Annotated in this window: 35 protein-coding genes; 19 read left to right on the top strand and 16 right to left on the bottom strand. The window is 75.1% G+C overall.

What is annotated here, in order from left to right:
- Positions 1-83 precede the first annotated feature (83 nt).
- Positions 84-773, top strand: coding sequence for a haloacid dehalogenase type II (locus D450_RS0105135; protein ID WP_017537603.1), 690 nt, complete (start codon positions 84-86; stop codon positions 771-773).
- Positions 774-1,183: 410 nt separating this feature from the next.
- On the opposite strand, the gene D450_RS0105130 is transcribed toward D450_RS0105135, so the two are convergent.
- The 4 genes from D450_RS0105130 to D450_RS0105115 all read right to left on the bottom strand — a co-directional run bounded on the left by D450_RS0105130 (position 1,184) and on the right by D450_RS0105115 (position 5,017).
- A complete protein-coding gene (locus D450_RS0105130) occupies positions 1,184-2,119 on the bottom strand; it encodes an aminoglycoside phosphotransferase family protein (protein ID WP_241483064.1) in 936 nt (311 codons plus the stop codon).
- 107 nt (positions 2,120-2,226) lie between these two features.
- The gene (gene tenA / locus D450_RS0105125) at positions 2,227-2,862 is read right to left on the bottom strand and encodes a thiaminase II (protein ID WP_017537601.1); all 636 of its coding nucleotides are present in this window, start codon (positions 2,860-2,862) and stop codon (positions 2,227-2,229) included.
- Between the two features lie 378 nt (positions 2,863-3,240).
- Complete coding sequence (locus D450_RS0105120) at positions 3,241-4,350, bottom strand: winged helix DNA-binding domain-containing protein (protein WP_017537600.1); 1,110 nt, start codon at positions 4,348-4,350, stop codon at positions 3,241-3,243.
- A gap of 118 nt (positions 4,351-4,468) precedes the next feature.
- Positions 4,469-5,017 carry a TetR/AcrR family transcriptional regulator gene (locus tag D450_RS0105115; protein ID WP_017537599.1) on the bottom strand — a complete coding sequence of 183 codons (549 nt, stop codon included), beginning with the start codon at positions 5,015-5,017 and terminating at the stop codon, positions 4,469-4,471.
- A gap of 105 nt (positions 5,018-5,122) precedes the next feature.
- Between D450_RS0105115 and D450_RS0105110 the strand changes: the two genes are divergently transcribed.
- The 3 genes from D450_RS0105110 (at position 5,123) to D450_RS0105100 (ending at position 6,883) form a co-directional block, all read left to right on the top strand.
- A complete protein-coding gene (locus D450_RS0105110; RefSeq protein WP_017537598.1) occupies positions 5,123-5,446 on the top strand; it encodes a hypothetical protein in 324 nt (107 codons plus the stop codon).
- 35 nt (positions 5,447-5,481) lie between these two features.
- Positions 5,482-6,159 (top strand): carboxymuconolactone decarboxylase family protein, encoded by a 678-nt coding sequence (locus D450_RS0105105; RefSeq protein WP_017537597.1) that lies wholly within the window; start codon positions 5,482-5,484, stop codon positions 6,157-6,159.
- Positions 6,160-6,343: 184 nt separating this feature from the next.
- On the top strand, positions 6,344-6,883 hold the full coding sequence (locus tag D450_RS0105100) for a DUF2690 domain-containing protein (RefSeq protein ID WP_017537596.1): 540 nt from the start codon (positions 6,344-6,346) through the stop codon (positions 6,881-6,883).
- 65 nt (positions 6,884-6,948) lie between these two features.
- Here D450_RS0105100 and D450_RS0105095 read toward each other — a convergent pair whose 3' ends face one another.
- Positions 6,949-7,233 (bottom strand): YiaA/YiaB family inner membrane protein, encoded by a 285-nt coding sequence (locus tag D450_RS0105095; RefSeq protein WP_026128392.1) that lies wholly within the window; start codon positions 7,231-7,233, stop codon positions 6,949-6,951.
- Between the two features lie 86 nt (positions 7,234-7,319).
- Positions 7,320-8,033, bottom strand: coding sequence for an NADPH-dependent F420 reductase (locus tag D450_RS0105090; protein WP_017537594.1), 714 nt, complete (start codon positions 8,031-8,033; stop codon positions 7,320-7,322).
- A 165-nt stretch (positions 8,034-8,198) separates the two neighbouring features.
- On the opposite strand from D450_RS0105090, the gene D450_RS0105085 reads away from it, so the two are divergent.
- Positions 8,199-9,065 (top strand): helix-turn-helix transcriptional regulator, encoded by an 867-nt coding sequence (locus tag D450_RS0105085; RefSeq protein ID WP_017537593.1) that lies wholly within the window; start codon positions 8,199-8,201, stop codon positions 9,063-9,065.
- 22 nt (positions 9,066-9,087) lie between these two features.
- On the opposite strand, the gene D450_RS0105080 is transcribed toward D450_RS0105085, so the two are convergent.
- Complete coding sequence (locus D450_RS0105080) at positions 9,088-9,444, bottom strand: VOC family protein (RefSeq protein WP_017537592.1); 357 nt, start codon at positions 9,442-9,444, stop codon at positions 9,088-9,090.
- A 55-nt stretch (positions 9,445-9,499) separates the two neighbouring features.
- Positions 9,500-10,465 carry a D-2-hydroxyacid dehydrogenase family protein gene (locus D450_RS0105075; RefSeq protein WP_017537591.1) on the bottom strand — a complete coding sequence of 322 codons (966 nt, stop codon included), beginning with the start codon at positions 10,463-10,465 and terminating at the stop codon, positions 9,500-9,502.
- Positions 10,466-10,633: 168 nt separating this feature from the next.
- Between D450_RS0105075 and D450_RS0105070 the strand changes: the two genes are divergently transcribed.
- Positions 10,634-11,473, top strand: a complete 840-nt coding sequence (locus tag D450_RS0105070; RefSeq protein WP_017537590.1) for a TetR/AcrR family transcriptional regulator — start codon at positions 10,634-10,636, stop codon at positions 11,471-11,473.
- Between the two features lie 25 nt (positions 11,474-11,498).
- Positions 11,499-12,005 (top strand): methyltransferase family protein, encoded by a 507-nt coding sequence (locus tag D450_RS0105065; protein WP_026128391.1) that lies wholly within the window; start codon positions 11,499-11,501, stop codon positions 12,003-12,005.
- Positions 12,006-12,015: 10 nt separating this feature from the next.
- On the opposite strand, the gene D450_RS0105060 is transcribed toward D450_RS0105065, so the two are convergent.
- On the bottom strand, positions 12,016-12,672 hold the full coding sequence (locus D450_RS0105060; RefSeq protein WP_017537588.1) for a maleylpyruvate isomerase N-terminal domain-containing protein: 657 nt from the start codon (positions 12,670-12,672) through the stop codon (positions 12,016-12,018).
- Between the two features lie 273 nt (positions 12,673-12,945).
- Between D450_RS0105060 and D450_RS0105055 the strand changes: the two genes are divergently transcribed.
- Together D450_RS0105055 and D450_RS0105050 are read left to right on the top strand one after the other, a co-directional pair.
- Positions 12,946-13,413, top strand: a complete 468-nt coding sequence (locus tag D450_RS0105055; RefSeq protein ID WP_017537587.1) for a GbsR/MarR family transcriptional regulator — start codon at positions 12,946-12,948, stop codon at positions 13,411-13,413.
- Positions 13,414-13,494: 81 nt separating this feature from the next.
- A complete protein-coding gene (locus D450_RS0105050; protein ID WP_017537586.1) occupies positions 13,495-13,782 on the top strand; it encodes a helix-turn-helix domain-containing protein in 288 nt (95 codons plus the stop codon).
- Positions 13,783-13,810: 28 nt separating this feature from the next.
- Here D450_RS0105050 and D450_RS0105045 read toward each other — a convergent pair whose 3' ends face one another.
- Positions 13,811-14,452 (bottom strand): pyridoxamine 5'-phosphate oxidase family protein, encoded by a 642-nt coding sequence (locus tag D450_RS0105045; RefSeq protein ID WP_017537585.1) that lies wholly within the window; start codon positions 14,450-14,452, stop codon positions 13,811-13,813.
- A gap of 454 nt (positions 14,453-14,906) precedes the next feature.
- Here D450_RS0105045 and D450_RS0105040 point away from each other — a divergent pair, with 454 nt between their 5' ends.
- Complete coding sequence (locus D450_RS0105040; protein ID WP_017537584.1) at positions 14,907-15,425, top strand: methylated-DNA--[protein]-cysteine S-methyltransferase; 519 nt, start codon at positions 14,907-14,909, stop codon at positions 15,423-15,425.
- Positions 15,422-15,943, top strand: coding sequence for an HIT domain-containing protein (locus D450_RS0105035; RefSeq protein WP_017537583.1), 522 nt, complete (start codon positions 15,422-15,424; stop codon positions 15,941-15,943). Before D450_RS0105040 ends, D450_RS0105035 begins: the two co-directional genes overlap by 4 nt.
- Here the strand turns inward: D450_RS0105035 and D450_RS0105030 are convergent.
- On the bottom strand, positions 15,900-16,157 hold the full coding sequence (locus tag D450_RS0105030; RefSeq protein WP_241483063.1) for a hypothetical protein: 258 nt from the start codon (positions 16,155-16,157) through the stop codon (positions 15,900-15,902). The two genes, D450_RS0105035 and D450_RS0105030, sit on opposite strands and share 44 nt — an antisense overlap.
- A 403-nt stretch (positions 16,158-16,560) precedes the next feature.
- On the opposite strand from D450_RS0105030, the gene D450_RS0105025 reads away from it, so the two are divergent.
- Positions 16,561-17,730 carry a macrolide family glycosyltransferase gene (locus D450_RS0105025; protein ID WP_193789651.1) on the top strand — a complete coding sequence of 390 codons (1,170 nt, stop codon included), beginning with the start codon at positions 16,561-16,563 and terminating at the stop codon, positions 17,728-17,730.
- A gap of 17 nt (positions 17,731-17,747) precedes the next feature.
- Here D450_RS0105025 and D450_RS29490 read toward each other — a convergent pair whose 3' ends face one another.
- Positions 17,748-18,374 carry a TetR/AcrR family transcriptional regulator C-terminal domain-containing protein gene (locus D450_RS29490; RefSeq protein ID WP_449289453.1) on the bottom strand — a complete coding sequence of 209 codons (627 nt, stop codon included), beginning with the start codon at positions 18,372-18,374 and terminating at the stop codon, positions 17,748-17,750.
- Between the two features lie 374 nt (positions 18,375-18,748).
- Here D450_RS29490 and D450_RS0105015 point away from each other — a divergent pair, with 374 nt between their 5' ends.
- Positions 18,749-19,111 (top strand): VOC family protein, encoded by a 363-nt coding sequence (locus tag D450_RS0105015; RefSeq protein WP_017537579.1) that lies wholly within the window; start codon positions 18,749-18,751, stop codon positions 19,109-19,111.
- Positions 19,112-19,141: 30 nt separating this feature from the next.
- Here D450_RS0105015 and D450_RS0105010 read toward each other — a convergent pair whose 3' ends face one another.
- Entirely contained in the window at positions 19,142-19,600 is a 459-nt protein-coding gene (locus D450_RS0105010; RefSeq protein WP_026128390.1) for an Lrp/AsnC family transcriptional regulator, read from the bottom strand.
- Positions 19,601-19,662: 62 nt separating this feature from the next.
- On the opposite strand from D450_RS0105010, the gene D450_RS0105005 reads away from it, so the two are divergent.
- The 4 genes from D450_RS0105005 (at position 19,663) to D450_RS0104990 (ending at position 21,613) form a co-directional block, all read left to right on the top strand.
- On the top strand, positions 19,663-20,388 hold the full coding sequence (locus tag D450_RS0105005) for an AzlC family ABC transporter permease (protein ID WP_017537577.1): 726 nt from the start codon (positions 19,663-19,665) through the stop codon (positions 20,386-20,388).
- Entirely contained in the window at positions 20,381-20,707 is a 327-nt protein-coding gene (locus tag D450_RS0105000; protein WP_017537576.1) for a branched-chain amino acid transporter permease, read from the top strand. The genes D450_RS0105005 and D450_RS0105000 overlap by 8 nt, the downstream gene beginning before the upstream one ends.
- Before the next feature lie 133 nt (positions 20,708-20,840).
- Positions 20,841-21,143 (top strand): hypothetical protein, encoded by a 303-nt coding sequence (locus D450_RS29485; RefSeq protein WP_039820146.1) that lies wholly within the window; start codon positions 20,841-20,843, stop codon positions 21,141-21,143.
- On the top strand, positions 21,140-21,613 hold the full coding sequence (locus tag D450_RS0104990; RefSeq protein ID WP_017537574.1) for an SRPBCC domain-containing protein: 474 nt from the start codon (positions 21,140-21,142) through the stop codon (positions 21,611-21,613). The genes D450_RS29485 and D450_RS0104990 overlap by 4 nt, the downstream gene beginning before the upstream one ends.
- Positions 21,614-21,628: 15 nt before the next feature.
- On the opposite strand, the gene D450_RS0104985 is transcribed toward D450_RS0104990, so the two are convergent.
- A complete protein-coding gene (locus tag D450_RS0104985) occupies positions 21,629-22,558 on the bottom strand; it encodes a ribonuclease Z (RefSeq protein WP_017537573.1) in 930 nt (309 codons plus the stop codon).
- A gap of 97 nt (positions 22,559-22,655) precedes the next feature.
- Between D450_RS0104985 and D450_RS0104980 the strand changes: the two genes are divergently transcribed.
- Entirely contained in the window at positions 22,656-23,024 is a 369-nt protein-coding gene (locus D450_RS0104980) for a hypothetical protein (protein ID WP_017537572.1), read from the top strand.
- Between the two features lie 52 nt (positions 23,025-23,076).
- On the opposite strand, the gene D450_RS0104975 is transcribed toward D450_RS0104980, so the two are convergent.
- Positions 23,077-23,877 (bottom strand): isocitrate lyase/PEP mutase family protein, encoded by an 801-nt coding sequence (locus D450_RS0104975; RefSeq protein ID WP_017537571.1) that lies wholly within the window; start codon positions 23,875-23,877, stop codon positions 23,077-23,079.
- 238 nt (positions 23,878-24,115) lie between these two features.
- Positions 24,116-24,499 (bottom strand): VOC family protein, encoded by a 384-nt coding sequence (locus tag D450_RS0104970; RefSeq protein ID WP_017537570.1) that lies wholly within the window; start codon positions 24,497-24,499, stop codon positions 24,116-24,118.
- 103 nt (positions 24,500-24,602) lie between these two features.
- On the opposite strand from D450_RS0104970, the gene D450_RS0104965 reads away from it, so the two are divergent.
- A partial coding sequence (locus D450_RS0104965) for a maleylpyruvate isomerase N-terminal domain-containing protein (RefSeq protein WP_394296815.1) occupies positions 24,603-24,840 on the top strand: 238 nt, incomplete at its 3' end.

The following is a 24,840-nucleotide window of genomic DNA, read 5'->3' as shown; positions in this document are numbered from 1 at the left end:
CCCCCGACTAGTTTCGGCTAAAAGTCATTTTACCCCTTACATCGGCGGGCGGTGCCCTCCGATCGGCCGAGGAGACCCCCTCCATGCCCGTTCCGCAGCCCGACGCCCTCGTGTTCGACGTGCTGGGCACACTCGTCGACGAGCCGGCCGGGATCCGCTCCGGCATCCGCGGACTCTCCCCCGCACCCGACGACGCCGCCGCCGAGCGGCTCCTGGGCCTCTGGCAGCGCCGCATCGCCCGTGAGCAGGCCCGCATCGCCGACGGCGAGCGCCCGTACCGGAACTCGGCGGCCCTCGACCGGGAGGCCGCCGAAGAGGTGGCCGAGGCCGCTGGAGCCGACGGTACGGGCGCCGTCGAAGCGCTGGCCCGGTCCGCCCGCCGCCTCCCGCCGTGGCCCGACACCGCGGACGGGCTCGCCCGCCTCGCCGAGCGGTTCCCGCTGATCGGGCTGTCCAACGCCGGCCGGACGACGCTGCTGGAGCTCAACGCCCACGCCGGGCTGCGCTGGCACCTGGCCGTCTCCACCGAGGACGCCCGGGCCTACAAGCCGTCGCCGGAGGTCTACGCGCTGGCCGTCGCCGACGCCGGGAGTCCGCCCGAGCGGCTGCTCATGGTCGCGGCCCACGCCTGGGACCTGCGCGGGGCGCAGCGGCTCGGCATGCGCACCGCCTACGTCCACCGCCCCGTCGGGGACCCGCCCGCGGCCTCGGACCGGTTCGACCTGTACGCCGAGGACCTGAACGACCTCGCCGACCAGCTCGACAAGGCCTGACCCCCGCCCCCTCCGGAAGACGGCCCGCCACGCCCCCGGTTCGTTGAGGCGAACACCGGCGCGTCCGCTCCGTCGCGTTCGGGGCGGTTCCGGGCGGAGGCACCCGGGTGGGAGGGCACCGACGGCACCTCCTACGGGGCCGACCTCGATTCGGCCGGGAGAGCAGTCCTGGACCGTCCTGGCCGACCCCGCGGCGCAGGCAGGCTTCAGGAGCGAGGCCACCGACCGGAAGGCCAATGAGGTGCGGGAGGGCGGGGCCTCGACCGCCCCGCCGCCACGCCGAACGCCGCCGCGGCGGCACCGGATGCGGCGACCGCCCCGAGCATCCCCGGAAGGTGTGGAGTGAAGGACAGCTCGACGGTCCCGTCGGCCGTCCCGAAGGACGCCTCGCCGGGACGCGCGTCCGCCGCCTATGCGGCGTCGTCGAGGATCTCGTGGAGCTGGCGCAAAGCGTCCTCCATACGGTCCGGACGCCCCCTGAAATAGGGGTCGTCGGGGACGGGGAGGGAAGAGGCCAGCCCCCACCCGCGCCCGCGGGCCCAGGTGGCCTCGTCCACGCCGAGCGCTTCGCGGAACACCCCTCGGGCCTCAGGGGGGAGGAACTTCCACGCCGGGAGCAGGTCGACGGCCGGGTCGCCCACGCCCATCGTCCCGAAGTCGATGACGGCGCTCAGGTTCCCGTCCACGGCCAGCAGGTTGCCGGCGGCCAGGTCCCCGTGGAACCAGACCGGGGGCCCGTCCCAGGCCGGTGCGGCCAGGGCCGCCTCCCACACGGCGGTCACCCGGTCGGTGTCGACCATGCCCTCGAGGGCCGCGATCTTGGGGCGGACCCGCGCCTCGACCGCGATGGAGTCGCGTTCGTCGCCCATGGGGACGCCCCGGAAGGCGTTGCCCGCCCGGGGCCCCGGCGCGCCGGAGGCATCGGCCTTCTGCAGCGCGGTGACGAACCCGGCCAGGTCGAGCGCCGCGCGCCGGGGGTCGGCCAGCGCACCGCCGTGCACGGCCTCCCCCTCCAGCCAGCGGTACACCGACCAGGCGAACGGGTACCCCGCGCCCGGCGCCCCCTTGGCGATGGGAAGCGATACGGGCATGGGCAGCCGCGGGGCCAGGAACGGCAGCCAGCGGTGCTCGCGCTCGACCTGCTCGGCCCACCGGTCGAAGCGGGGCATCCGCACCGACATGTCCTCGCCGAGGCGGAACGTCGCGTTGTCCATTCCGGAGACGGGGACCGGGACGACCGGAAGGTGCGCCCACTGCGGGAACTGCTCTTCGATCAGCCGGTGGGCCAGTCCGGCGTCGATGGGCACTGCTTCGGGGGTCGCCGCTTCGGGGCCTCCGGTCGACAAACGCGGGTCCTCTCCTCGGGGGTGGCCGTCCCCGGAGAGACTGCAGAAGGGGGCGGGGGCGCCGCAAAGGGTTTTCCGCTTCCTCCCCCCGCTCCCTCAGGGCTCCCTCAGGCCGTGAACGGCCAGGCCTCCTTCTTCCAGGCCGCGTCCCAGAACTTCCACTCGTAGGTCGTCGCCGTCACGAAGGCCTCGCGCATCCGCTGCACGGTCGCCTCGTCGGACCGTTCGGCGACGCCGTCCGCGATCCGGCACGCCTGCCGCGTCGACTCGGCGAACGCCTCGTCCGCGTATGTCGCGATCCACTCCCCGTACGGGTGGCCCTCCAGGTCCCCGGCCTTGTCCATCAGGCGCGACCCGACGTCCATGTACACCCAGAAGCACGGGAGCACCCCGGCCGCCAGCTCGCCGTACCCCTGCGTCTGTGCCAGCGACAGCAGGTAGGACACGTACTCGGTGCCCGTCGGCGAGGGCTTGGCGCCCTCGACGCTGCCCACGTTGCCCTCGTGCATGGAGCTCTCCACCATGATCGCGTCGTGTGCGGCCTTGGCGAAGAAGGCGATCTCTTCGGCCCGGTCGGCGCGCGAGGCGGTCACCGCCAGAGCGCGCGCGTAGCCCCGCAGGTAGAGGGCGTCCTGGACCATGTAGTAGTCGAAGCGGTCCCGTTCCAGGCTGCCGTCGGCCAGTCCCTTGACGAACGGAAGCTCGTCGATCGCCGCCCGCGTCTCGGCGGTCGCTTGCCACACTTCAGCACAGAATCCGCCCACAGTAGGCGTCCCTTCGCTAGTACGAGCTAGTGCAGGTTCGACGGGTGTGATCTCAGCGCCGACGGCCCCCACGCTGCCCAGCGGAAGGCCCACCGGCGCACCCCGCGCCGTGCCGCCGACCCTACAAGCCGCCCTCGGCCCGACCGCCACCGGGGCGGAACCGCGGGCCGCGGCCCCGCGCTGCACCGCTATCCCCCTCCCGCCTCACGAAGGCGGGAGGTCCCCCGCTTCCGATGTCCCCTGTCGAGTCCGGAGGGCCTGTACTCCTCACACTCGGCATCCTCCCCGTGCTGGTGCTGGCGCCGGTCGCGATCGTCGCGGGCATGCTCATGCTCGTGGGCGGCGGCGCCGGCCCGGTCAGCGGGGCGGCGGTTCCATGCGCACCCGGCGGCTCTCGCCCTCGGAGAGGAACGCGGCCAGCTCCTCGGCCTCCTCCCCCGCCGCGGAGCGCTCGGCGGGGGCGAGGGCGCGCAGCGGGGCCACGGTCACGGTGGCGCCGTCGGTGTCCCAGGTCGCCGCGACCCGGCCGTCCACCAGCACCGCCCGCTTCCCGGCGACCGAGAGCCCGCGGTCGGCGTCGTCGATGATGCGGGTGCGGTCCTGGTACCCCAGGACCGCGTTGTCGAAGGCCGGGAGGAAGCGCACCGGGGCGGGGGTGTCGGGGGCCGGGCGCGGCGCGTCGGGCAGGTCGAGCAGTTCCCTGCCCCGCTCGTCGCGGAAGGAGGCCAGCCGGCCGCGGACCGCGGACACGGCGGCCGGCAGCCCGGCCAGGCCGCACCAGGCGCGCAGGTCGGCGGTGGCGGCCGGGCCGAACGCGGCCAGGTAGCGCAGGACCAGCTCCCGGCCCACCGCGTCGTCGCCGTCGGCGTCCCGGGGGCCGGCCTCCCGGCCCGCCCAGGCCTCCAGCGGGGCGGCGCGCACCCCGCCCTTGGCGCGCCACACCCCGCGCGGAGGGCACTGCACCACCGGGACCAGGACGCCCAGGATCTCGGCGAGGGCGCGGGGCCCGGCCCCGCCCACGGCCCGGGGGCACTGCGCGGCGACCTGCCGGGCCAGCTCGCCCATCGGGCGCGGTCCGCCCTCGGCCAGCAGCGCCCGGCCCGCCGCGGCCAGCTCCTCCAGGTCGGCCCCGGCGAGCTCGTCCCGGTAGGCCCCCATGGCCTTCTGGTGCAGCATGGCCTGGTGGCGGGGGCGCCAGGCGAGGGCGTCGGCGGTGGTGACCAGGTGGACGGTGCGACGCATCAGGTGGGTGCGCACGGCCGTACGGCCGGTCAGCAGCCCTGAGAGGTCGGCGGGGGCGAAACCGCGCAGCCGCGACCAGAGGCCGACGAAGGGCTCCTGGGGCTCCTGGGCCTGCAGGCCGCACAGGTGCCCGACGGCGTCCAGCGCCGGCAGGTCCGCGCGTTCCAGCAGCAGCTGGCGGGCGAGCGTGGCGCGGTTGAGCTCCCGGACGGTGAGTACGGTCATCGGGGCGTGGTCCCCCTCACGGGTCGGCGGCCTGGGGCGGGCGTCGGGAGGCGCCCCTCCCGCACACGGACCACCGTGGCAGCGATCGCGGGCGGCGCGTGTCCGCGTTGGGCGGCGCTCACCCCACCAGGTAGCGCTGGAGCGCGGGGCCGATCCAGGCGACGACCTCCTCGGTGTCCATGGTGTCCAGCGGGGGCAGGCGCAGGACGTACCGGCACAGGGCCACGCCGAGCAGCTGGGAGGCGACCATGCCGGCCCGGGTGCCGGGGTCGGCCGCGCCGGGGCCCAGGTCGGCGATGCGCGGGGCGACCTGGTCGGCGAGGATCGCGCGGATGCGGGCGGCGACCTCCTCCTCGGTGACGGCGGTGCGCAGCAGGATGCGCAGCTGGCCGTCGTCGTGCTCCCAGCGCCGGAAGAAGTGCGCGGCCAGCGCGGCGCCGACCCGCTCGCGCGGCTCGCGCCGCAGGTCGGGCACGGCCAGGTCGAAGTCGGCGGCGGTGGCGAAGAGGTTCTCCTTGCTGCCGAAGTAGCGCATGACCATGGACGGGTCGATTCCGGCCGCGGCCGCGATCGCCCGGACCGTGGCCCGGTCGTAGCCGTCGGCGGCGAACCGTTCGCGGGCGGCGGCCAGGATCGCCCGCTTGGTCTCCTCGGCGGATCTCCTCATGCCCACAAGCGTAGGCCATCAAGCGTTGACTTCCGCGCCCAAGCTCCCTACCGTGAGGTCAACGCTCGTTGGCCAACAGATGTTGGCATCCACTGGGGAGGACCCATGCACGCGATGATCCGCCGCTACCGGATGGGCGCGGGAACCATCGAGGACCTGATGCGCACGGTCGACCGGCGCTTCGCCGACAACTCCCAGGCCGAGTTGGGCATCCTCGGCTACCAGGCCATCGCCCTGGACGAGGAGACGGTCATGACCGTCACGCTCTTCGCCACCGAGCGGCGGCTGCGCGCCTCCGAGCCGGCGGCCGAGGGCATCCGCGAGGCCTTGTCCGACTTCAAGGTCGAGGCCCTGGAGGCCGCCGACGGGCCGGTCATGATCGCCCGCGGCTCGCAGCGCCTGGCCGAGCCCGTCCGCCCCGCGCCGTGACCGCGGCCCCGGCACGAGCGAGAGCGAGGACGCCCGTGGTCGACCTGCCGAGCCGGCCCCTGGCCGACATCGACCCCGAATTCGAGCGCATGGCCCTGGAGACCGGCCGCTTGGTCTACGGGCTCACCGGCACCACGCTGCGCGAGAAACTGCTGCAGAATCTGGCCGACGACATCTGCCGCCTGCAGACGGGCCTGGCGTTCGAACTGCACGTCCAGGCCGCGGCGATGCACGGCATCCCCTACGCCGACCTGCTCGCCCTGGTCCGCTTCACCGCCCCGTACTCGGGCTACCCGGCCGCCGCCGACGCCCTGGCGCGCCTCGCCAAGGTCGCCGTCGGCCTCGGGATGGACACCGGCCCGGCCTCCCCCGGACGGGCCGGGCCCGAGGACGCACCGCACACCGGCGCCGTCGGCGCATGCGGCGACCCCTGGACGGCGAACTTCCTGGCCGACCGTACGGCGCGGGCCTGGTCCGAGCACCGGCTCAGCGCCCGGGAACGCGCCTTCGTCGCGCTGACGACGGACGTGTGCCACCAGGCGCTGGGCGCGCCGTTCCGCCTGCACGTGAAGTCGGCGCTTGAGGCCGGCGCAGCCCCGGAGCACGTCCGCGACGCGGTGCGGTTCTGCGCCGAACACGGCGCGGCGCGAGTCACCGCGGCCGTGGGGGAACTCGACTCCGTGCTCGCCGCTCTCGCGCCCGACCACGACTGAGCGCGTCCCTGCGTGCCGCTCCGCGCGCGGCGGGAGGCGGGGCCTCCCCGGCGCCCACCACAGGAACGCAAGGGCCCCCGTCCGGTTGTGGACACGAATCGTCCACACATCCGCACACATTGTGATCAATCTGCGGCCCTGACTACGCTCAAAGCCGCACCCGATCCCGAATCGAGGGAATCCGATGCCCATCCCCCCGACCAGGAGGAAACTCCGCTCCCGGATCGCCGCCCCGCTGGCGGTGGCCGCAGGCGCGGTCCTCGGTGCCGCCGTGCTCACCGCCTCCCCCGCCGCCGCGGACTCCACCGTCGAAGAGCGCGGGTCCGACGGCGGCCAGGTCCATGCACAGCACATGTACGACGGCGCCGACCCGCAGGCCACCGGCTGCTCCTCCGGCGCGACCACGGTCCGCCAGAACAGCCGCGACGGGATGACCTTCCAGCTGCGCTGGTCCCCGTCCTGCCAGACCAACTGGGTCCGCATCCTGGGCTATCCCGGGAACATCCCGGCCCCCCAGCGCGACGGCCTGTGGATGGACGTGGCCGACCTGGACCGCGAGGTCTTCGAGACGTTCGACGGCGGCACCTCGCTGTCCGGAACCCGTTGGGGCAACATGGTCTACTCCCCCGGCACCAACTGCGCACGCGGGGCCGTCAACTACAAGGACGGCAGTGCACCCGGCTGGAACTTCTACGACGTCGTCCTGTACAGCACCTCCTGCTGAGGCCGTCTCCGTACGGCGGTGACCGGCAGAGCCGGGGGGCGCCTGCGCGACCGCGCGGGCGCCCCTCAGTTCTTTGCGTAGGCGGTCCGGTTGCCCGCCGAGTAGGCCTGGACCTGCTCGGTCCAGGCCTCGATGGCGGCCTCCTCCTGGCGGTCGCGCACGCACTTGGCGAGGGTGAAGGTCGAGGTGATCACGAACAGCAGTCCCATCCCCAGAAACGCGCGGATCCAGATGTCCACGGGCAGCAGGGCGACCCCGGCGCACAGCCCGGCGCTGGAGACGCCGAAGGCGATGACCGACTGGAGATAGAAGGCGGGGGTGACCTTGGTGTTCACCGGCGGTGTCGTCATGCCCGACAGCATCCCCCGGAAGGGGCCGGCGGGGATGAGTACGCGTACTCACCCTGCCCGTCCCCGTCCTGCCGTCCGCACCCGCCCTACATGTCGCGGTAGCGGCGGGCCTGCGCCAGGGCCTGCCTCACCTCGCGGGCCGGGGCAGGGCTGCCCGGCCCGGCGTCGAACTCCTTGTCCGGGCCCGGGACGTCCCACCCCTCGCCGACGTAGAGCGGGGTGTAGGCGGCGGTGTCGCGCTGGAAGCGCCACCCCTCCGCCAGCGGCCCCGCGTCCACGGCGTCATAGCCCAGCGAGTCCAGCAGCCCGGTGACCTCCCGCTTGGCCCCGGCGTCGTCGCCCGCGATCGGCAGCGCGGACCGCTCCGGGTGCCCGTGGGGGCGGGCGAGGTTGCCCAGGTGCTCGAAGTAGATGTTGCCGAAGGCCTTGACCACCCGCGAATGCGGCAGGTGCGCCTGCAGCAGCTCGCTCGTGGTCGTGGCCTCCTCCTCCAGCTCCGGGATCCGCCCGTCGCGCCCGGGGTAGTAGTTGCCGGTGTCGATGACGGTCCTGCCGCGCAGCTCCTCGGCCGGGACGGCCGCGTAGGCCGCCAGGGGGACGGCGACCACGACGAAGTCCCCGGCGGCGGCCGCCTCGGCCGGCGTCGCCGCCCGGGCCGCCCGCCCCAGCTCCTCCACCAGGTCCTTGAGGGTGTCGGGGCCGCGCCGGTTGCTCAGCACGACCTCGTGGCCGGCCGCGACCGCCAGCCGGGCGACGGTGCCGCCGATGTTGCCGCTTCCGATGAGTCCGATGGTGCTCAAGACGCAGTCTCCTGTCCTGGGGTTCCGGGGGGCCGTTCGGCCCCGGCTCCAGCCTCGCGCTCCGCGGCGGGCCGCGGAGCGCCGGAAGGGGCCCGGCCGAACCGGGGTCCGACTGGGCCACCCTCGCCGGGCGCGCCGCCGCGCCGCGCGGCGATACTGGGGGCCATGGACGGCAACGCGGAACTCGGGGACTTCCTGCGCGCCCGCCGCGCGCGGCTGAGTCCGGAGCAGGCCGGCGCGGCCCCCAACGGGGGCGTGCGCAGGGTGCCCGGCCTGCGGCGGGAGGAGGTCGCCCATCTGGCCGGGGTCAGCGCGGACTACTACACCCGCCTGGAGCAGGGACGGCACCCCAACGTCTCGGAGTCGGTCCTGGCCGCCGTGGCCCGCGCGCTGCGCCTGGACGGTGTGGAGCGCGACCACCTCTTCGAGCTCGCGCGGCCCCGCGCGGAGGCGGCCAGAGGCGGGGGTCCCCCGGACGTGCAGCGGGTGCGGCCGGAGGTCCACCGGATGCTGGAGGTCCTCAACGGCGTGAGCCCCGCGATCGTGGTGAACCACCGCAAGGACGTCCTGGCCGCCAACCTCCTGGCCCGCGCGCTGATCGCCGACTTCGAGGCGCTGCCCTACCGCAGGCGCAACCTCGCCCGCTTCATCCTGCTCGACCCGGCGGCCCGGGAGGTGTACGCCGACTGGGAGGAGATCGCCCAGGAGCTGGTCGCCAACCTGCGCCTGTCCTGCGGCCGCCACCCCGACGACCGGCTCCTCAACGAGCTGGTCGGCGAGTTCATGGTCAAGGTCCCCGAGTTCGGCGCCTGGTGGGACGACCACCGGGTGCGCGAGTGCGCCTACGGGCCCCAGCGGCTGCGCCATCCGGCGGTCGGGGAGGTGGCCCTGCACCACGAGACGCTGGCCTTCCCCGCCGACCAGGACCAGACCGTCTGCCTGTACACCGCCGGTCCGGGGTCGGACTCCGAGCGGGCCCTGCGGCTGCTGGCGGGCGGGGAGGAGCGGGCGGGCGCGGGGGCGGGCGCCTGAACCGGGCCGGGCCCGTCCGTCCTCAGCCGGTCCCGGTCCACACGGCCAGCACGTTCCCGCTCGGGTCGGCGAAGTGGAATCGGCGCCCGCCGGGGAAGTCGAAGGGCTCGTCGGTGACGGTGCCCCCTGCGGCCTCGACCGCGGCCCGGGAGGCGTCCAGGTCGTCGCTATAGAGGATCACCAGCGGGCCTCCGGGGGCCACGTGCCCGGCCAGGGCCAGCCCGCCCGCCTCGGGCCCGCCGCCCGCCCCCTTGATGCCGGCGTAGGAGCCGCCGTAGTCGGTGAACTCCCACCCGAACGCGGCCCCGTAGAACCGCTTGGCGGCGGCCATGTCGGTGACGGTGAACTCGATGTAGTCGATGCGGTGGTGGCGCTCCATCGCACCAGGCTAGTGCGCGCCCCCGACAGCGCCCCGGGGCCGGCCCGGGCCTTCTTCAGTGCTCTCCCAGCAGCCGCACCGGTTCGCCGTCCAGGAAGGCCGTGATGTCCTCCACGGCCTCGGTGTAGAAGGTCCGGTAGTTCCGCTCGGTGACGTAGCCGAGATGAGGGGTCGCCAGCACGTTGGGCAGCGTGCGCATCGGGTCGTCCTCCGGCACGGGCTCGGTGTCGAAGACGTCCAGTCCCGCCCCGGCGATCCATCCCCCGCGCAGTGCGCGCAGGAGCGCTGAGCGGTCGACGATCCCGGAGCGGGAGGTGTTGACCAGGTAGGCGTGCGGGCGCATGGCGCGCAGCTCCGCCTCGCCGAGCAGGCCGCGGGTGCGCTCGGAGAGCTGGAGGTGGACCGACACGACGTCGCTGCCGGCCAGCAGCTCCTCCTTGCCCCTGGCGAGCCGGGCGCCGGCCTCGGCCGCGCGCTCCTCGGTCAGGTTCTCGCTCCAGGCCAGCACCGGCATCCCGAAGGCGGTGGCGACGCGGGCGACCCGGCCGCCGATCCTGCCCAGCCCGAGCACGCCCAGCGTGCGCCCGTGCAGGTCCGCGCCGACCGTGGACTGCCACGGGCCGCCCTGTCGGAAGGCCCGGTTCTCGGCCGGCAGGTGCCGGGCCAGGCCGAGGATGAGGGCCCAGGTCAGCTCGGCGGTGGGGCTGATGGTGCTGGAGGTGCCGCAGACGGTGACGCCGGCGGCCTCGGCCGCCTCCAGGTCGATGGAGGCGTTGCGCCTGCCGGTGGTCACCAGCAGCCGCAGCCGGGGAAGGCGGCCCAGCAGGGCGGCGCCGAAGGGGGTGCGCTCGCGCATGGCCACGACGATCTCGCAGTCCCCGATCTCGGCGGCCAGCTCGTCGGGGTCGGCGATGGGCCGCCGCAGGACGCGCACGTCCACCCTGCCCTGCAGGGGGCTCCAGTCGGCCGTCGACAGGGCGACGCCCTGGTAGTCGTCCAGCACGGCACAGCGGAGCGTCATCGGTCGACCTGCCTTCCCGGGTTTCGCACGGCGGGCGCCAAAGGCGGACCGGTCGACGATCGATAGCGGGGCGGCGGGGCCCGCCGGCGGCCGCCCCGGTCCGCCGGAACGCTGATCTATCCCACTGACACGTGACACGACTCCAGATATCGATTAGTATCACGTGTCATGGAGGAACGGGTCCCACAGGAGTTCGTCGACGCCGCCCTCGCCGCCGCACGGGAGCGCCGGACCGACGTCGCATCGGTGCCGGTGACCGCGATCGCGGCCGCCGCAGGGGTCTCCCGCAGCACACTGCTGCGGCGGCTGGGCGGCGCCCGGGCCGCCCTCGACGAGGCGGTGCGCGCCGCCGGCGTCGACCCGGGCGCCCGGACCCCGGTGCGCGAGCGGGCCGTCGAGGCGGCCGCGCGGGTCATCGACGAGCGCGGGCTGGGCGCGCTGACCATGGACGCCGTCGCCGACGGCGCCGGGTGCTCGCTGCCCGGCCTGCATGCGGTGGTCGAGGGCCGGGACGGGCTGCTGGCGGCGGTCTTCGAGCGCTACGGGCCGGTGCGCGAGCTGGAGCGGCTGGCCGCCGACCCGCCCGAGGGCCTGGAGGAGACGGTCCGGGCGCTGCACGCCGCGCTGGCCGAGGCCTTCCAGCGGCGCCCGCGGGTGATGCCGGCCCTGCTCGCCGACACCGCGAGCCGGCCCGACGGCCCCGGCAGCGCCATGTTCCACGCCGGGTTCCCCCGCCTGTACGCCGCCTTCGGCACGCTGCTCCGGCCCCACGTGCGGGCCGGGCGCGTGCGGCCGCTGCCGCTCCCCCTGCTGATCCAGCAGATCCTGGGGCCGGTCGCGGTGCACCTGATGCTGCGGCCGGCGCNGCGGCGGGAGGCGGACCTGCCGCCGGTGGAGGAGGCGTGCGGGGTGTTCGCCGAGACGTGCCTGCGCGCGATCGCCGCGCCCGGCCACGGGCCGGGGGCGGGCGGCGCAGGCGGCACGGAACAGGAGCAGTACGAGCAGTAGCACACATGGAAAAGGAGTGGTGGCCATGCGTTCCATCGCCAAAGCGGCCCTCGGAAGCACCGCGTTCTTCATCGTGGCGCCGGGCACGGTGCTCGGCGTCATCCCCTGGCTGATCAGCGACTGGCGGCTGCCGGAGGCCTCGGCGGCCTGGATGCCCGCCCAGGCGGTGGGCGTGCTGCTGATCGCCGTCGGCCTGGCGGCCCTGGTGCACGCCTTCGTGGAGTTCACCCGGGCCCACGGCACGCCCGCACCCGCGGCCCCGCCGGAGCACCTGGTGGTGAGCGGCTTCAACCGGTTCGTGCGCAACCCGATGTACGTGGCGATCATCGGGGCCCTCATCGGCCAGGCGCTGCTGTTCGCCTCGGCGGGGGTGCTGGTCTACGCGGGGGTGTGCTGGGCGGTGTCGGCCGCCTTCGTGCGCTTCTACGAGGAGCCGACGCTGGTCCGCCTGTTCGGCGAGGAGTACCGGTCCTACCGCAGGAACGTGCGGGCCTGGCTGCCCCGCCTCACCCCCTGGACTCCGGCCTCCTGACCCCCGCTCGTCACCCCAGGACGAAGGGGAGCCGCGCGGCCAGCGCCCCCAGGGCGGCGCGCTCCCGGCCGGAGGGCTCGCGGCGGCCGGTGCCCACCAGCAGGACGTCGGCATCGGCGAAGGAGGCGGGAAACGACGCTCCGGCGATCTCCTCCAGCATTCGGCGCGAGCGCGCCAGCCCCTCGGCGGGCGGACCGGCCGCCCCGGGAAGGCCGGCGACCAGGTCGAGATGGTGCAGTGTGGCCTCCATGACGTAGGCCTCCAGGTAGTGGCCGACGGTCAGGACCTGGCCCTGGGTACCCACGCACAGGCGCCCGTCGGCCAGTCCGGCGGCGCGTCCGGCGGCCGCGCCGACGTCGTCCAGGTGGAACTTGAGCAGCCGGGGGTCGTCGTAGGCGGCGGCCAGGCGGACGACGAGCGCGTCCAGCGGGTTGTCGCCGCCCGGAGGCTCCCGGGAGACGTTCCAGTAGGTCACCGCATCGCGGGTGGGCTCGCCATCGACCGGGGTGGCCAGGGTGATCAAGACGTCCTGGGCATCGATGACCAGGTGGCACACCAGGTCCCGCACGAGCCATCCGGCGCACCCGGAGGGACGGGCGAAGTCCTCGTCGGGCAGTTCGGCGACGGTGTCCAGCAGGGCGGCCCACGAGCGCGAGAAGTCGTGCACGGCTGAACGGTAGTGCGGCGATGCACCCGGCCTCAACCGGATTGCGGCGGGACCGCCGCCACCGGTGACGGCGCACCCCGGAGCCGCTCCTGGACCGGCTGCGGGCCGACCTCGGCTGCAGTGGCTGCACCGGGCGCGCATCCGCCAGGAACGGCACCTGCTGGAATCGCCGCGCGGTCCGGGCCGGTGCGCACCGCCCGTGCACACCCTTCGGAATCTTCTGAAGGTCGCCTACCATGGTGGGGCCGCAGCCCACCCGCCCCGGAGGTCCCCGTGCCCGCCCACGACGACGCCCGACGCCGCGCCGAAGAGCTCGCGCTGATGCTCTCGGACCTGGGGATGCAGCGCATGTCGGCCCGGGTGATGGCGGCCTTCCTGTTCACCGACCGCCCCACCCTGACCCTGGGCGAGCTGGCCGAGGAGCTCGACGCCAGCCAGGGGTCGGTCTCGGGCGCCCTGAAGTCCCTGCACCACGTCGGGATGCTCGAACGCGTTCCCGTCCCGGGCAGCCGCCGCGACCACCACCGGCTGCGCAGGGACGCCTGGGAGCGCCTGTTCAGCAGCCAGAACGAGGCCGTGCGCAGGATGATGGCCGCCGCCGCGGACGGCATCGCCGCCACCGAGGCCGACAGCCCGGCGCGCGGGCGCCTGCAGGAGATGCACGACTTCTACACCTTCATGTTCCGGGAGCTGCCCCTGCTCTTCGAGCGCTGGCGCGCCGAGCGCGACTCCCGGGACTGACGCCGCCGCCGGGCGGCAGGGTTGATCGGCCGGTATTCGGCTACCAGCCGGTCTTTGCGCGCGATGGGTTACTGTTCCTCCATGGTTCGCACTCCGCTCACCGAAGGACAGCGCGACCGGGGCCGCGCGCTGGGGCAGATCCTGCGGGCGGCGCGCGCCCCCCGCACCGCGGCCGAGGTCGCGCACGACGCCGGAATCTCCATCGACACCCTGCGCAAGATCGAGCGCGGCGCCATCCCCAACCCGGCCTTCTTCACCGTCTCTGCCCTGGCCAAGGCCCTGGGCATGGACCTCAACGAGCTGGCCGCGGCCCTCGGCGAGGGCGAGGAGGCGCCACCCCGGGAGCAGGGGGACCTGCGCGCCTCCTGAGGAGCCTCAGGGCGTGCGCCGGCGCCGCTCAGCCGTAGAGCCTTTCGGAGTACTCGCGGCCGTAGTACCGCTCCAGCTCCTCCAAGGACTCCTCAGGGCGGTCGACCATCTTGGCGATGCGCGGGCGCGACGGGACCCCGGCCCCCACCTCGTCCCAGGTCTGCGGGGACCACAGGTGGGACCGCAGGAACGCCTTGGCACAGTGGTGGAAGACCGTGTCGATCTCCACCACCAGCGCCAGCACGGGCCGGTGCCCCTTGACCACCATGTCGTCGAAGAAGGGGGCGTCGCGCACCAGGCGCGCCCGCCCGTTGATGCGCAGCGTGTCACCGCGCCCCGGGATGATCGACAGCAGGCCCACGTGCGGGTTGGACAGCACGTTGCGGAAGCCGTCCACCCGCCGGTTGCCGGGGCGCTCGGGGACGGCGACGGTGTGCTCGTCCAGGACCTTGACGAACCCGGGCGGGTCGCCCTTGGGCGAGACGTCGCAGTTGCCCTCGGCGTCGCTCGTGGCGACCAGGCAGAACGGCGAGGCCTCCAGCCAGGCCCGGTCCACCTCCACCAGCGCGCTGCGCTCCTTGTCGCGCGCGACCGGCAGCGGGTCGGGCACGAGCTCGCGCAGCTCCTCCAGGGACGTGATCTCGGTGAACCGCTGTTCGGGGGTGCTCATCGCGGCCTTTCGGGGTCGGGGGGCGGGGGGCGGACGGGCCCACTGGGATCCTAGGGTCCGGTCTTCCCGCCCCCGCGCACCGGCACGCGCGGCCGGCCGACTGGGCGCCGGCCCGGGCCATGGACGACCGCGCGGTCGGCAGGGCGAGGGCCTGAGCACGGTGGTGGCCCTGCGCCCTCTTGAAGGAGCGCGACCGCTGATCCCCACGGTCGACGGGGCCCTGCTCCCCTTGTGAGCGGTCGATGGCGGCGACCGGGACGGTCGCCGAGCGGGAGCGGTGGACGGGCACGGCCTTCCCGGGCGGCCTGGCCCCGGTACGGGCGGACCGGGCCGCCGACGCCGTCCGCTCCACCGGGCCCGACGTATGGGCGCGCCAGGCCCTCGCCCCTCTCCTTGCGACCGGACGTCCGATTCCCGCCAGCCCCGGGGCGGGCCGGGCGGCAGACTGGTCGCCATGAGCACGATCGAGACCGCGGCCGGCGCGGCGCGTACGGGACGGGTGCACACCGTCCTGGACAGCCCGGTCGGACCGCTGACCCTGGTGGCCCACGACGGCGCGCTGGTCGGCCTGTACATGGGCGACGAGACCGCCACCCGCCCCCCGGGCGAGCTCGGCGAGCCGGACCGGGGCGCCTTCGCCGAGGCCGAGCGCCAGCTGCGCGAGTACTTCGCCGGGCGGCGCACCGCCTTCGACCTGCCCCTGCGGCCGAACGGGACGCCGTTCCAGCAGCGCGTGTGGAAGGAGCTGGAGGCCATCCCCTACGGCACCACCGCCACCTACGGCGAGATCGCCGAGCGCATCGGCCGCGCCCCGTCCTCGGCCCGGGCCGTGGGATCGGCCAACGGGGCCAACCCGATCTCCATCGTGGTCCCCTGCCACCGCGTCGTGGGGGCCGACGGGACCCTGACCGGGTACGCCTGGGGCACCGACCGCAAACGCTTCCTGCTCGACCTGGAGAAGGGGGACCGATGACGCCCGGCGGCGGAGAGGAGCTGGCCGACTGGCGCGCCGACCGCGTCGGCTCGGCCCGCCGGGGCGAGAACCCGACCGTGCTGCTGCGCATGCGCACCGGGTGGGCGGTGATCGGCGACACCCAGCACCTGCCCGGGTACTGCGTCCTTCTGCACGACGGGAGCGCCGACCGCCTCACCGAGCTGCCGCGCAGGGACCGGGCCGGGTTCCTGGCCGACCTGTCGCTGCTGGGCGAGGCGGTCGAAGCGGTCTGCAGCGCGCGCGACGCGGCCTGCACCCGCGCCAACTACGAGGTGCTGGGCAACGCCATGCACCACCTGCACGGCCACGTCCACGCCCGCTACCGCTGGGAGCCCGAGCACCGACGCTCCGGCCCGGTGTGGCTCTACGGCCCCGAGCGGTTCGCCCCCGAGCACGCCCTGGGACCGCGCCACGACGGCCTGCGCGCCGAACTGGCCGCTGCGCTCCGGGCGATCACGGCGGAGGCATACGCCCCTGGTACCCCGGGGAGCGCATGAGGCGCAGGATCTCGGCTTTGAGGGCCCCGACGTCGTAGCGATCCGCCAGGGCCTGGGTCGGGACCGCGTACTCGTCGTCCAGGACGGCCAGGACCAGGTGCTCGGTCCCCACCACCGGGCGCCCCTGGTCGTCGACGACACCGAAGTCCGCGGCGATCCCCCGCGCCCGGAGGATGGCCTTGTCCAACCGCGGAGTGAAACCGGTCGCGCTCATGCCGGCCACCCTAAGCCCCCGGCAGGCCGCCTACCGGGCGTCTCCGCCCTGCTGTAGGGCGACCGGCGCCCCCTCGTGCGGCGAGAGCGGCGCAACCGCCCCTCTGAAGCGCCGACGCCGGTGGTTCCTCCGCTCTCGACGGCCGATCCCGGCCCCCGCCGAAAACCACGTGCCCCGCGCACACGCGAACCGCTACGCTCTCCGCATGCACTTCCTGCAGATCTACGGCTAGCCCCGGACGGGCCGAGGTGCGGCGCGCAGCGCCCCTCGCCGTTCCCAGCCGCCCCCGCGCCCGGCCCGCGGCCGCACCCGCCGCGCAGCCGGGCCCTCCTGCGCACGCCAGAACCGCCGTAGACCTGCATTGGAGCACCCCGTGCACCGCAACGAGCGCCTGCACATCGCCATGGTCGGCATCCCCGCCGTCAGCCACATCATGCCCAGCCTGGAGGTCATCCGCGAGCTCGCCTCGCGCGGCCACCGCGTCACCTACGCCAACGACCCGCGCGCGGCCGACCTGGTCTCCTCGGCCGGGGCCGAGCTGGTCCCCTACACCAGCACCCTGCCCATCGACGACGACTCCTGGCCCGAGGACGCGATCTCCGCGATGGACGTCTTCCTGTCCGAGGCGCGCACGGTCATGCCCGCCGTCCGCGCCGCCTACGAGGACGACCGCCCCGACGTCTTCCTGTACGACATCGCGAGCTACCCGGCCCGCGTGCTGGCCGAGAACTGGGGCGTGCCCGCCGTGCAGCTCTCGCCCACCTACGTCGCCTGGAAGGGCTACGAGGACACCGTCGGGGCCCAGATCCGGTCCCTGCCGGGGGCCGATGACTACTTCGCGCGCTTCGGGGCCTGGCTCGCCGAGCAGGGGGTGGAGCTGTCGGTCGACGACTTCGCCGGCCGCCCGCCGCGCGCCCTGGCGCTGATCCCCCGCGCCATGCAGCCCTTCTCCGAGACCGTGGACACCGATGTGGTCACCTTCGTCGGCCCCTGCCTGGGCGACCGCTCCCACCAGGGCCAGTGGACCCCGCCGCCCGGGGCCGAGGACGACCGCGTGCTGCTGGTGTCGCTGGGCTCGGCCTTCACCGACCTGCCGGACTTCTACGCCGAGTGCATCAAGGCCTTCGGCGGCCTGCCCGGCTGGCACGTGGTCCTGCAGATCGGCAAGCACGTGCGCGCCGAGGACCTGGGCGAGGTCCCCGCCAACATCGAGGTGCACCCCTGGGTGCCGCAGCTGTCGGTCCTGCGCCGCGCCTCTGCCTTCGTCACCCACGCCGGCATGGGCGGCTCCAGCGAGGGCCTGGCCTGCGGGGTGCCGATGATCGCCGTGCCGCAGTTCGCCGACCAGTTCAGCAACGCCGACATGCTTCAGGCCGCAGGGGTGGCGCGGCGCATCGACACCGAGGAGGCGACCGCCGAGGCGCTGCGCTCGGCCCTGGAGGAGCTCACGTCCTCCCAGGAGGTGGCCCGCAGGCTGGCCGAGATCAGCACCGAGCTGGGGCATCGGGGCGGCACCGGGTTCGCCGCCGACATCATCGAGGAGGAGGCCGCCCGGGGCGCCCGCCGCGGCTGACCGCCCCGGCCCCTCCCTCAGCGGGGGTCTNCGGGGCCCGCGCCGCCGGCGGCGCGGGCCCCGATCAGCGCGGCCACCCCGTCCAGCACGCGGGCCAGCCCGAACTCGAACTCCCGGTCCGGGTCGTGCGCGGCGCCGTAGGCCCGGGCGGCGGCCGAGCCGACCCGGTCGGCCACGGGGAAGGCGCCGGCGCCGGCGAGGCGCTCCAGGGCCGGGGCGTGGGCGCGCCACCACTCCTGGTCGCTGATGCCCGTGCGCCGCTCGGCGGCGTCGGCGTCCACCGCCCCGCGCGCGGCGCCGTGCACGTAGTCGCCCACCAGGGCGACCACGGCGTCCATCTCCACGTCCGGCAGGCCGGTGCCCTCAAGGGCGCACAGCTCGCGCTCGTAGCGGCGCATGGCGTTGGGCCCCAGCAGCGGCCTGCCGGTGGCGATCTCCAGCGTCCAGGGGTGGCGGCGGTAGAGGTCCCGGGTGCTGCGGGCGGCGCGCTCCAGGCGCGCGCGCCAGCCCGGGCCCGCCCCGGCGGGATCGGGCAGCTCGCCGTAGACCTGGTCGAGCATGGCGTCGGCCAGCTCGGCCCTGCCGGGGACGTAGCTGTAGAGCGACATCGTGCCCACGCCCAGCCGGTCGGCGACCTTGCGCATCGACACCCCGGCCAGGCCCTCGGCGTCGGCGATCTCCACCGCCGCGGCGACCACCCGGTCGGGGTCCAGGCGGGTGGAGCGCTTGCGGGTGGGCGCGGGCAGGGTGCGCCACATCAGGGCCAGGCTCCGCCCCGGATCGCCGCTGCCGGTGTACTGCCTGGACATGCCGCCCCTTCCTGAAGTCTCCCGCCCTCGGGGTGGTCATCGTAGGCCGTACCGCCGAGGCGTGCGCCCGCGCCCCGGTCCCCGGGGCTCGCGCGACGCGCCCGGGGCCGTCCGCGCCCTGCGGCCGCGCCCCGGAGGCTACGGTGGCCCCAGGCGGAACCGCGCCGGGCGCGGTTCCGCGCCCACCCCACCGGACCGCGGAGGCGCAGATGATCACCGGTATCGACCTCGCCGTGCTGTACGTGCGCGACCAGGCGGCCACCGTCGACTTCTACACCCGCGTGCTGGACTTCCAGAAGACCACCGACGCCGAGATGTGGCCGGGCGCCCGCTGGGTCGAGCTCACCCCGCCCGGCGGCGGCACCCGCATCACCGTGCACACCGCCTCCGAGTTCAACCGCTCCCCGGGTGAGGGCGCCTACCTCATCCTGGCCTGCGACGACGCGGCCGCCACCGCCCGCAGGCTGCGCGAGCGCGGGGCGACGGCCACCGAGCCGGTCACCGAGCCGTGGGGGACCTACATCAAGGTCGAGGACCCCGACGGCGGCGACATCATGATCGCTGAGAAGTAGACCGCCGCCCCGGCGCCGGCGCCGGGGCGCTCACCCCTCGGACTTGACGGTCTTCATCGTCAGGTGCGAGACCACCCGCAGCACGCCCGGCAGCCCGATCAGCCGCCGGGTCTGGAACTCCTCGTAGGCGGCGTGGTCGGCCACGCGCACCCGCATGAAGTAGTCGGGGCGCCCGAACAGCCGCCGCAGCTCCACCACCTCCTCGTAGCCGGCCAGCACCCTCTCCAGCTCCTCCAGGGTGGACCGGTCGCTGACGCCGACCTCCACGTCGACGAACACCTCCAGCCCGCGCCCCAGCGCGGCGGGGTCCACGCGCGCCCGGTAGCCGGTGATCACCCCGGCCTCCTCCAGCCGCTTGACCCGGCGCAGGCACGGGGGCGGGGTCAGCCCGACGCGCCGGGCCAGCTCGACGTTGCTCATCCGCCCGTCCCGCGAGAGCTGGTCGATGATTTCACGATCGATGGCATCCAGTGCATGTTCATTGCGCACAGCACCAGTTTAGCGAAATAGAACGCAATCGAATGAGGTTCTTGCCGAACTAAAATTCCAGCATGGATGCGATCCCGGGCGGCCCCCGCCGCCCCGTCCCCGGCTTCGCCGCCGATCTGCGCTCGGCCGCCGCCGACTCGGCCGCGGTGGGCCTGGGCGCCCTGCCCATGGGCGCGGCCCTGGGGCTGTTCGCGGTCCAGTCCGGCCTCCAGTGGTGGTGGGCCCCGGTCCTCTCCGCCGCGGTCTTCGCCGGCTCCCTGGAGTTCCTGCTGGTCGCGATGGCCACCGCCGCCGCCCCGCTGGGCCAGGTCGCGCTCGCGGCGCTCCTGGTCAACGTCCGCCACGTCTTCTACGCCCTGTCCTTCCCGCTGCACCGGGTCCACGGCCCGTGGGCCAAGGCCTACAGCACCTTCGCCCTGACCGACGAGGCCTACGCCGTCACCGCCGGCGGGCGCGCCCGCCGCTGGCCCCGGCGCCGGATCCTGCTGCTGCAGGGGCTGGTCCACCTGTACTGGGCGGGCGGATCGGTGCTGGGCGCGCTGTCGGCGGGCCTGCTCCCCGGCCCCGTCGAAGGGCTGGAGTTCGCCGTCACCGCCCTGTTCGCGGTGCTGGCCCTGGACGCCTTCGCCCGGCACCGCGACGCCTTCTCCCCCCTCGCCGCGCTGGGCTGTTCCGCGGCCGCCCTCCTGCTGCCGCCCGAGCGGATGCTGCCGGCGGCGTTCACGGCGTTCACGGCCGTCCTGCTGGTGCGCCACGCCCTCACCCGACGGAGGCGGGCCCATGCCTGAGACCGGATACATGGCGGCCGCCGTGGCGGTGTGCACGGCCATCACCTGGGCCCTGCGCGCCCTGCCCTTCGCGGTGCTCTCCCGGCTGCGCCAGAGCCCCCTGGCGGCCTACCTCGACACCGCCATGCCCGCGGGGATCATGGTGATCCTGGCCGCCTACACCCTGCGCGGGGCGGACTGGGGCGCGGCCTCCTCGGCCGGGCCGACCGCCCTGGCCCTGGCCGTCACCGTCGGGGTCCACCTGTGGCTGCGCAACGCCGTGGTGAGCATCCTGGCCGGCACCGCGGCCTGCATCGCCCTGACCGCACTGGCCCCCTGACCCCGCGTCCCGGCAGCGCGCCTCCTCGGCCCGCACCGCCCCCGGGTACTACCGTCGGACCCACGGCGACCGAGAGCGGGACCGGCCGCGGCCGGCGCAGGGCAAGGCAGGGCAGGTAGGCCGAGGGGGCACGATGAGCCGCACGCTCGCACAGAGGATGGGCGCGGCGCCCGGGCAGCGCCTGCTCGCGCTGGACCCGCCCGAGGGGTACGCCGGCCTGCTCGGGGCGCCCGGAGACGTGCGCATCGACATTGCCCCCGCCCCGGACGCCGCCTACGACCGGATCCACGTGTTCGTGCGCGATGCCGCCCAGGTCGCCGTCGACGCCGACCGGTCGGCCCTGCGCTTGCGCCCGGTCGCCGAGATCGACCACACCCCCGGCTCCGAGCCGGCCCCGGCCGAGGGGCGGGGGCAGGGGCAGGGGAGGACCGCGTGAGCGCCCAGGACTCCCGGGATGCCCGGGACGCCATCAGCTGCCGTGTGACCGTCGACGCCCCGCCCTCCAGCGTGTGGCGCCTGGCGACCTCGCCGGAGGGGCTGTGCCGGTGGTTCGCCTTCGACGGGGCCGAGGTGGAGGCGGTGCCCGGGGGCGCGGCCGCCTTCACCTGGAAGGAGCACGGCACCTACCGGGGCGTGGTCGAGCAGGCCGACCCCGGGCGGGTGTTCGCCTTCCGCTGGTCGCTGGACCCCGGGGCCGACCCCCTGCCGGGCCGCAGCACCCGCGTGGAGCTGCGGCTGCGGCCCGAGGAGGGCGGCGGGACGCGGGTGGAGCTGCGCGAGACCGGCTTCGGGGACCTGCCGCTGCCCGAGGGGCGGCGGCGCGACCACGCCGAGGAGAACGCCCGCGCCTGGCAGGTGGGGCTGGCCCTGCTCAAGGAGGCGGCCGAGGCCGACCGGCACACCTGAGGCGGGGCGGGGCCGTCAGCTCCGGCGCTTGGGGACCCCGATGCGGTCCAGGTCCTGGGCGAGCACGACAGGGCCGTCGAAGCGGGCCGCGGCCTGTTCGACGAAGCGCGGCTCATCGCCGGCCTCGTAGCGCTCGGAGATGTGGGTGAGCACGAGCAGGCGCGCACGGGCCCGGGCGGCGATGCGGCCCGCCTGCCCGGCGGTCAGGTGCCGGTAGTCGGCGGCCAGGCGCTCCTCGGAGTCCAGGTAGGTGGACTCGATGACCAGCATGTCGGCGTCCTGGGCCAGGCGCACCGCGTTGTCGCACTCGCCGGTGTCCATGACGAAGGCCATGGACTGGCCGGGGCGCGGGACCGAGCACTCCTCCAGGGTGACGGTGCGGCCCCCGGGCCCCTCCAGGCGGCCCTCGCGCTGCAGGCGGCCGATGTCGGGGCCCGAGACGCCCAGGGCGGCCAGGCGCTCGGGCAGCATCCGCCGGGCGTCGGGCTCTTGGAGGCGGTAGCCGTAGGTGGGCATCCGGTGGTCCAGGGGCAGTGCGGTGATGCGCAGCCCGTCGCCGTCCAGGGGGCAGGCCCCCAGCCCGTCCACGGGCTGTTCGGCGATGACGCCGGTGTCGCCGAAGGAGGTGGCGTGGCGCAGCCGCTCCCAGTAGGCGGTCCCGGCGGCGGGGAAGGCGGCCCGGACGGTGTGCTCGACCCGGTCGCGGGCGATGCGCTGCACCACCCCGGGCAGGCCCAGCGAGTGGTCGCCGTGGAAGTGGGTGATGCAGATGCGGGTGATGTCGTGGGCGGACAGTCCGGCGTGGCGCATCTGGCGCTGTGTGCCCTCGCCCGGGTCGAAGAGCACCCCGTGGTCGTCCCAGCGCAGGAAGTAGCCGTTATGGTTGCGGCGCTTGGTGGGCACGGCGCTGGAGCTTCCCAGGACCACGAGTTCGCGTACGGACATGGCGTCGATCCTGCCAGGTCGCTCATGGGCGGACCAGCGCCGCACGGGCCGGGCCGCGGCCGCCGGTCCGAAGCCGATGCGAGAAGGGGAGGGGCGTGTGTCGTCCGAGGAGATTCTGAACCGGGCCGCCGCCAAGGCGCGCAGCGAGCGGGAGGCCAGGCGTTCCCGAACCGCTGTGCCCCTGCGGTCGCTGGCCGTGTGGGGGTGCGGCGCGGGCGCGCTGGCCCTGTGGGCGTGGGCGGCGGTGCTGGTGTTCGTTCCCCTGGTCCAGGCCGACGAGGGCACGTGGATCTGGTGCGCGGGCTCTGAAGAGAGCGTGGAGGAGGCAGAGGAGGCCGGGGTGCCGGATCCTGAGGCCGTGTGCTCCGAGGAGCGTGCCCAGGACCGGGTGGGCGCCGTGGGGCCCCTGACCGCCGCCGTCCCCCCTGCCGTAGGGTTCGCCCTGCTCGTGCGCGGCCGACGGTGACGCCAGGGGCCCCGCCAGGGGCGGGGCCCCTGCCCTCAGGGAGGGGAGCCGGTCACGGGCGGTAGGACAGGTCGGCCGGGAGGGGGCGCCGGTTGGCCGCGTCCTCGGCCAGGCGCCTCAGGGCCGCGTAGGCGGCCCCCATGGGTCCCGGACCCATGCTGATCCTGGCCACCCCGGCGCCCGCCAGCTCCTCCAGGGAGGGCCCGTCGGCGGTGGCCAGGACGCTGACCGAGCCCAGCTCGCCGGCCAGGCGCTCCACGACCGGCAGCGAGGAGGCCCCGAGCGCGAAGACGCAGTCGGCGCCCGCCTGCAGGTAGGCGCGGCCGCGGCGCAGGGCCTCGTCCGCGCCCAGGCCCTGGGCCAGGGCGTCGGTGCGGGCGTTGACGACCAGGGGAACCCCGGCCGCGTCGGCGGCCCGGCGCACCGCGAGCAGGCGCTCGGCCTGCTCGTCCACCGGACGCAGGCCGCCGTCCTCCTCCAAGCCGTCCTCGATGTTGCACCCCACCGCCCCGGCGGCGATGATCTGCCCGGCCCGCTCGCCGACCTCGGCGGCGTCGCGGCCGTACCCGCGCTCCATGTCGACGGTGAGCGGCAGGGACACCGCCCCGGCCACGCGCCGGACGAGCGCGGCGAGCTCCTCGAAAGGCAGGTGCTCGCCGTCGGGCAGCCCGTAGGCCGCGGCCACCGAGTGGCTGGCCGTGGCCAGGGCCCTGGTGCCCGGCGCCGCGGCGACCACGCGCGCGCCGGCGGCGTCCCACACGTTCACCAGGACCAGGGGGTCGCCGGGCCTGTGCAGGGCGCGCAGGTGCTCGGCCTTGTCGTATCGCTCGGTTCGCGTTCGCTCGTTCAGCACGGGCCGACCCTATTACCCGGATCACCCGGCCGCCGGGCCGCCGCGGTGGAGCAGGCCGGACACACTCGCTGACGCTCCTGCCGCCCCGGCCGTACCCGCCTGCCCGAGGGCGGCGCCGCGGGTACAGGGGCCGTCCCCGGCGCCTCACCCGGCCGGGACGGCCGCGATGCCCCCGGGGGAACGGGGGATCGGTGCCGGGCGGCGGGCGCCCCCGCGCGGAGCGGGACGGGTGAGCGGCTCACGGCGCCGGGTGCTCGTCGGCGCGGTGGAGCAGGCAGAACTCGTTGCCCTCGGGGTCGGCGAGCACCGTCCACGGGGCGTTGTCGGACTGGCCGACGTCGACGCGCTCGGCCCCCAGGCCGAGCAGCCGCTGGAGCTCCTCCTCGGCGGTGCTTCCCGCCCGGGGGCGGATGTCGATGTGCAGACGGTTCTTGACCGTCTTGCGCTCCCCCGGCGGCACCGGCAGCACGTCCAGGCCGAACCCTGCGCCCTCCCCGGGCGCCAGGCCGACGCCTTCCTCGGTGTCCTCGATGATCGGCCACTCGAGCACCCTGCTCCAGAACGCGGCGACCGTGCGGATGTCGATGGCGTCGATGGCCAGTGCGCAGAATCGGGATCCCATGCGCCGAGACTAGGACGGGGCACCGACAGCGCCGGGGCGCCCGCGGGGCCCGGCGTTGCGCGGGCTAGCCTTTGCGTCCATGGAGCCGTCCCCTGTTCCCCCCGTGCCCCCTGTGACAGCCGCGCTCGGCGCCGAGGCCCGGCGGCTGGAAGAGGTACTGCTGGGCCTGACCGAGCGCGAGGCGGTGCTGCCCACGCGGTGCGCCCCCTGGGACGTGGCGGCGCTGGCCGCGCACACCGTCGGCGCCCTGGTGCGGGTGGAGGCGGCCCTGGACGCCCAGGAGCCGCCGCGTGCCGAGGTCTCGGCCGCCGGCTACTACGCGCCCGACGAGCGCTTCTCCC

The organism is Nocardiopsis halophila DSM 44494, assembly GCF_000341245.1.
Classification (GTDB): Bacteria; Actinomycetota; Actinomycetes; order Streptosporangiales; family Streptosporangiaceae; genus Nocardiopsis_A; species Nocardiopsis_A halophila.
Note: the sequence above shows the minus strand (reverse complement) of the source record. Positions and strands in the feature narration are given on the sequence as shown.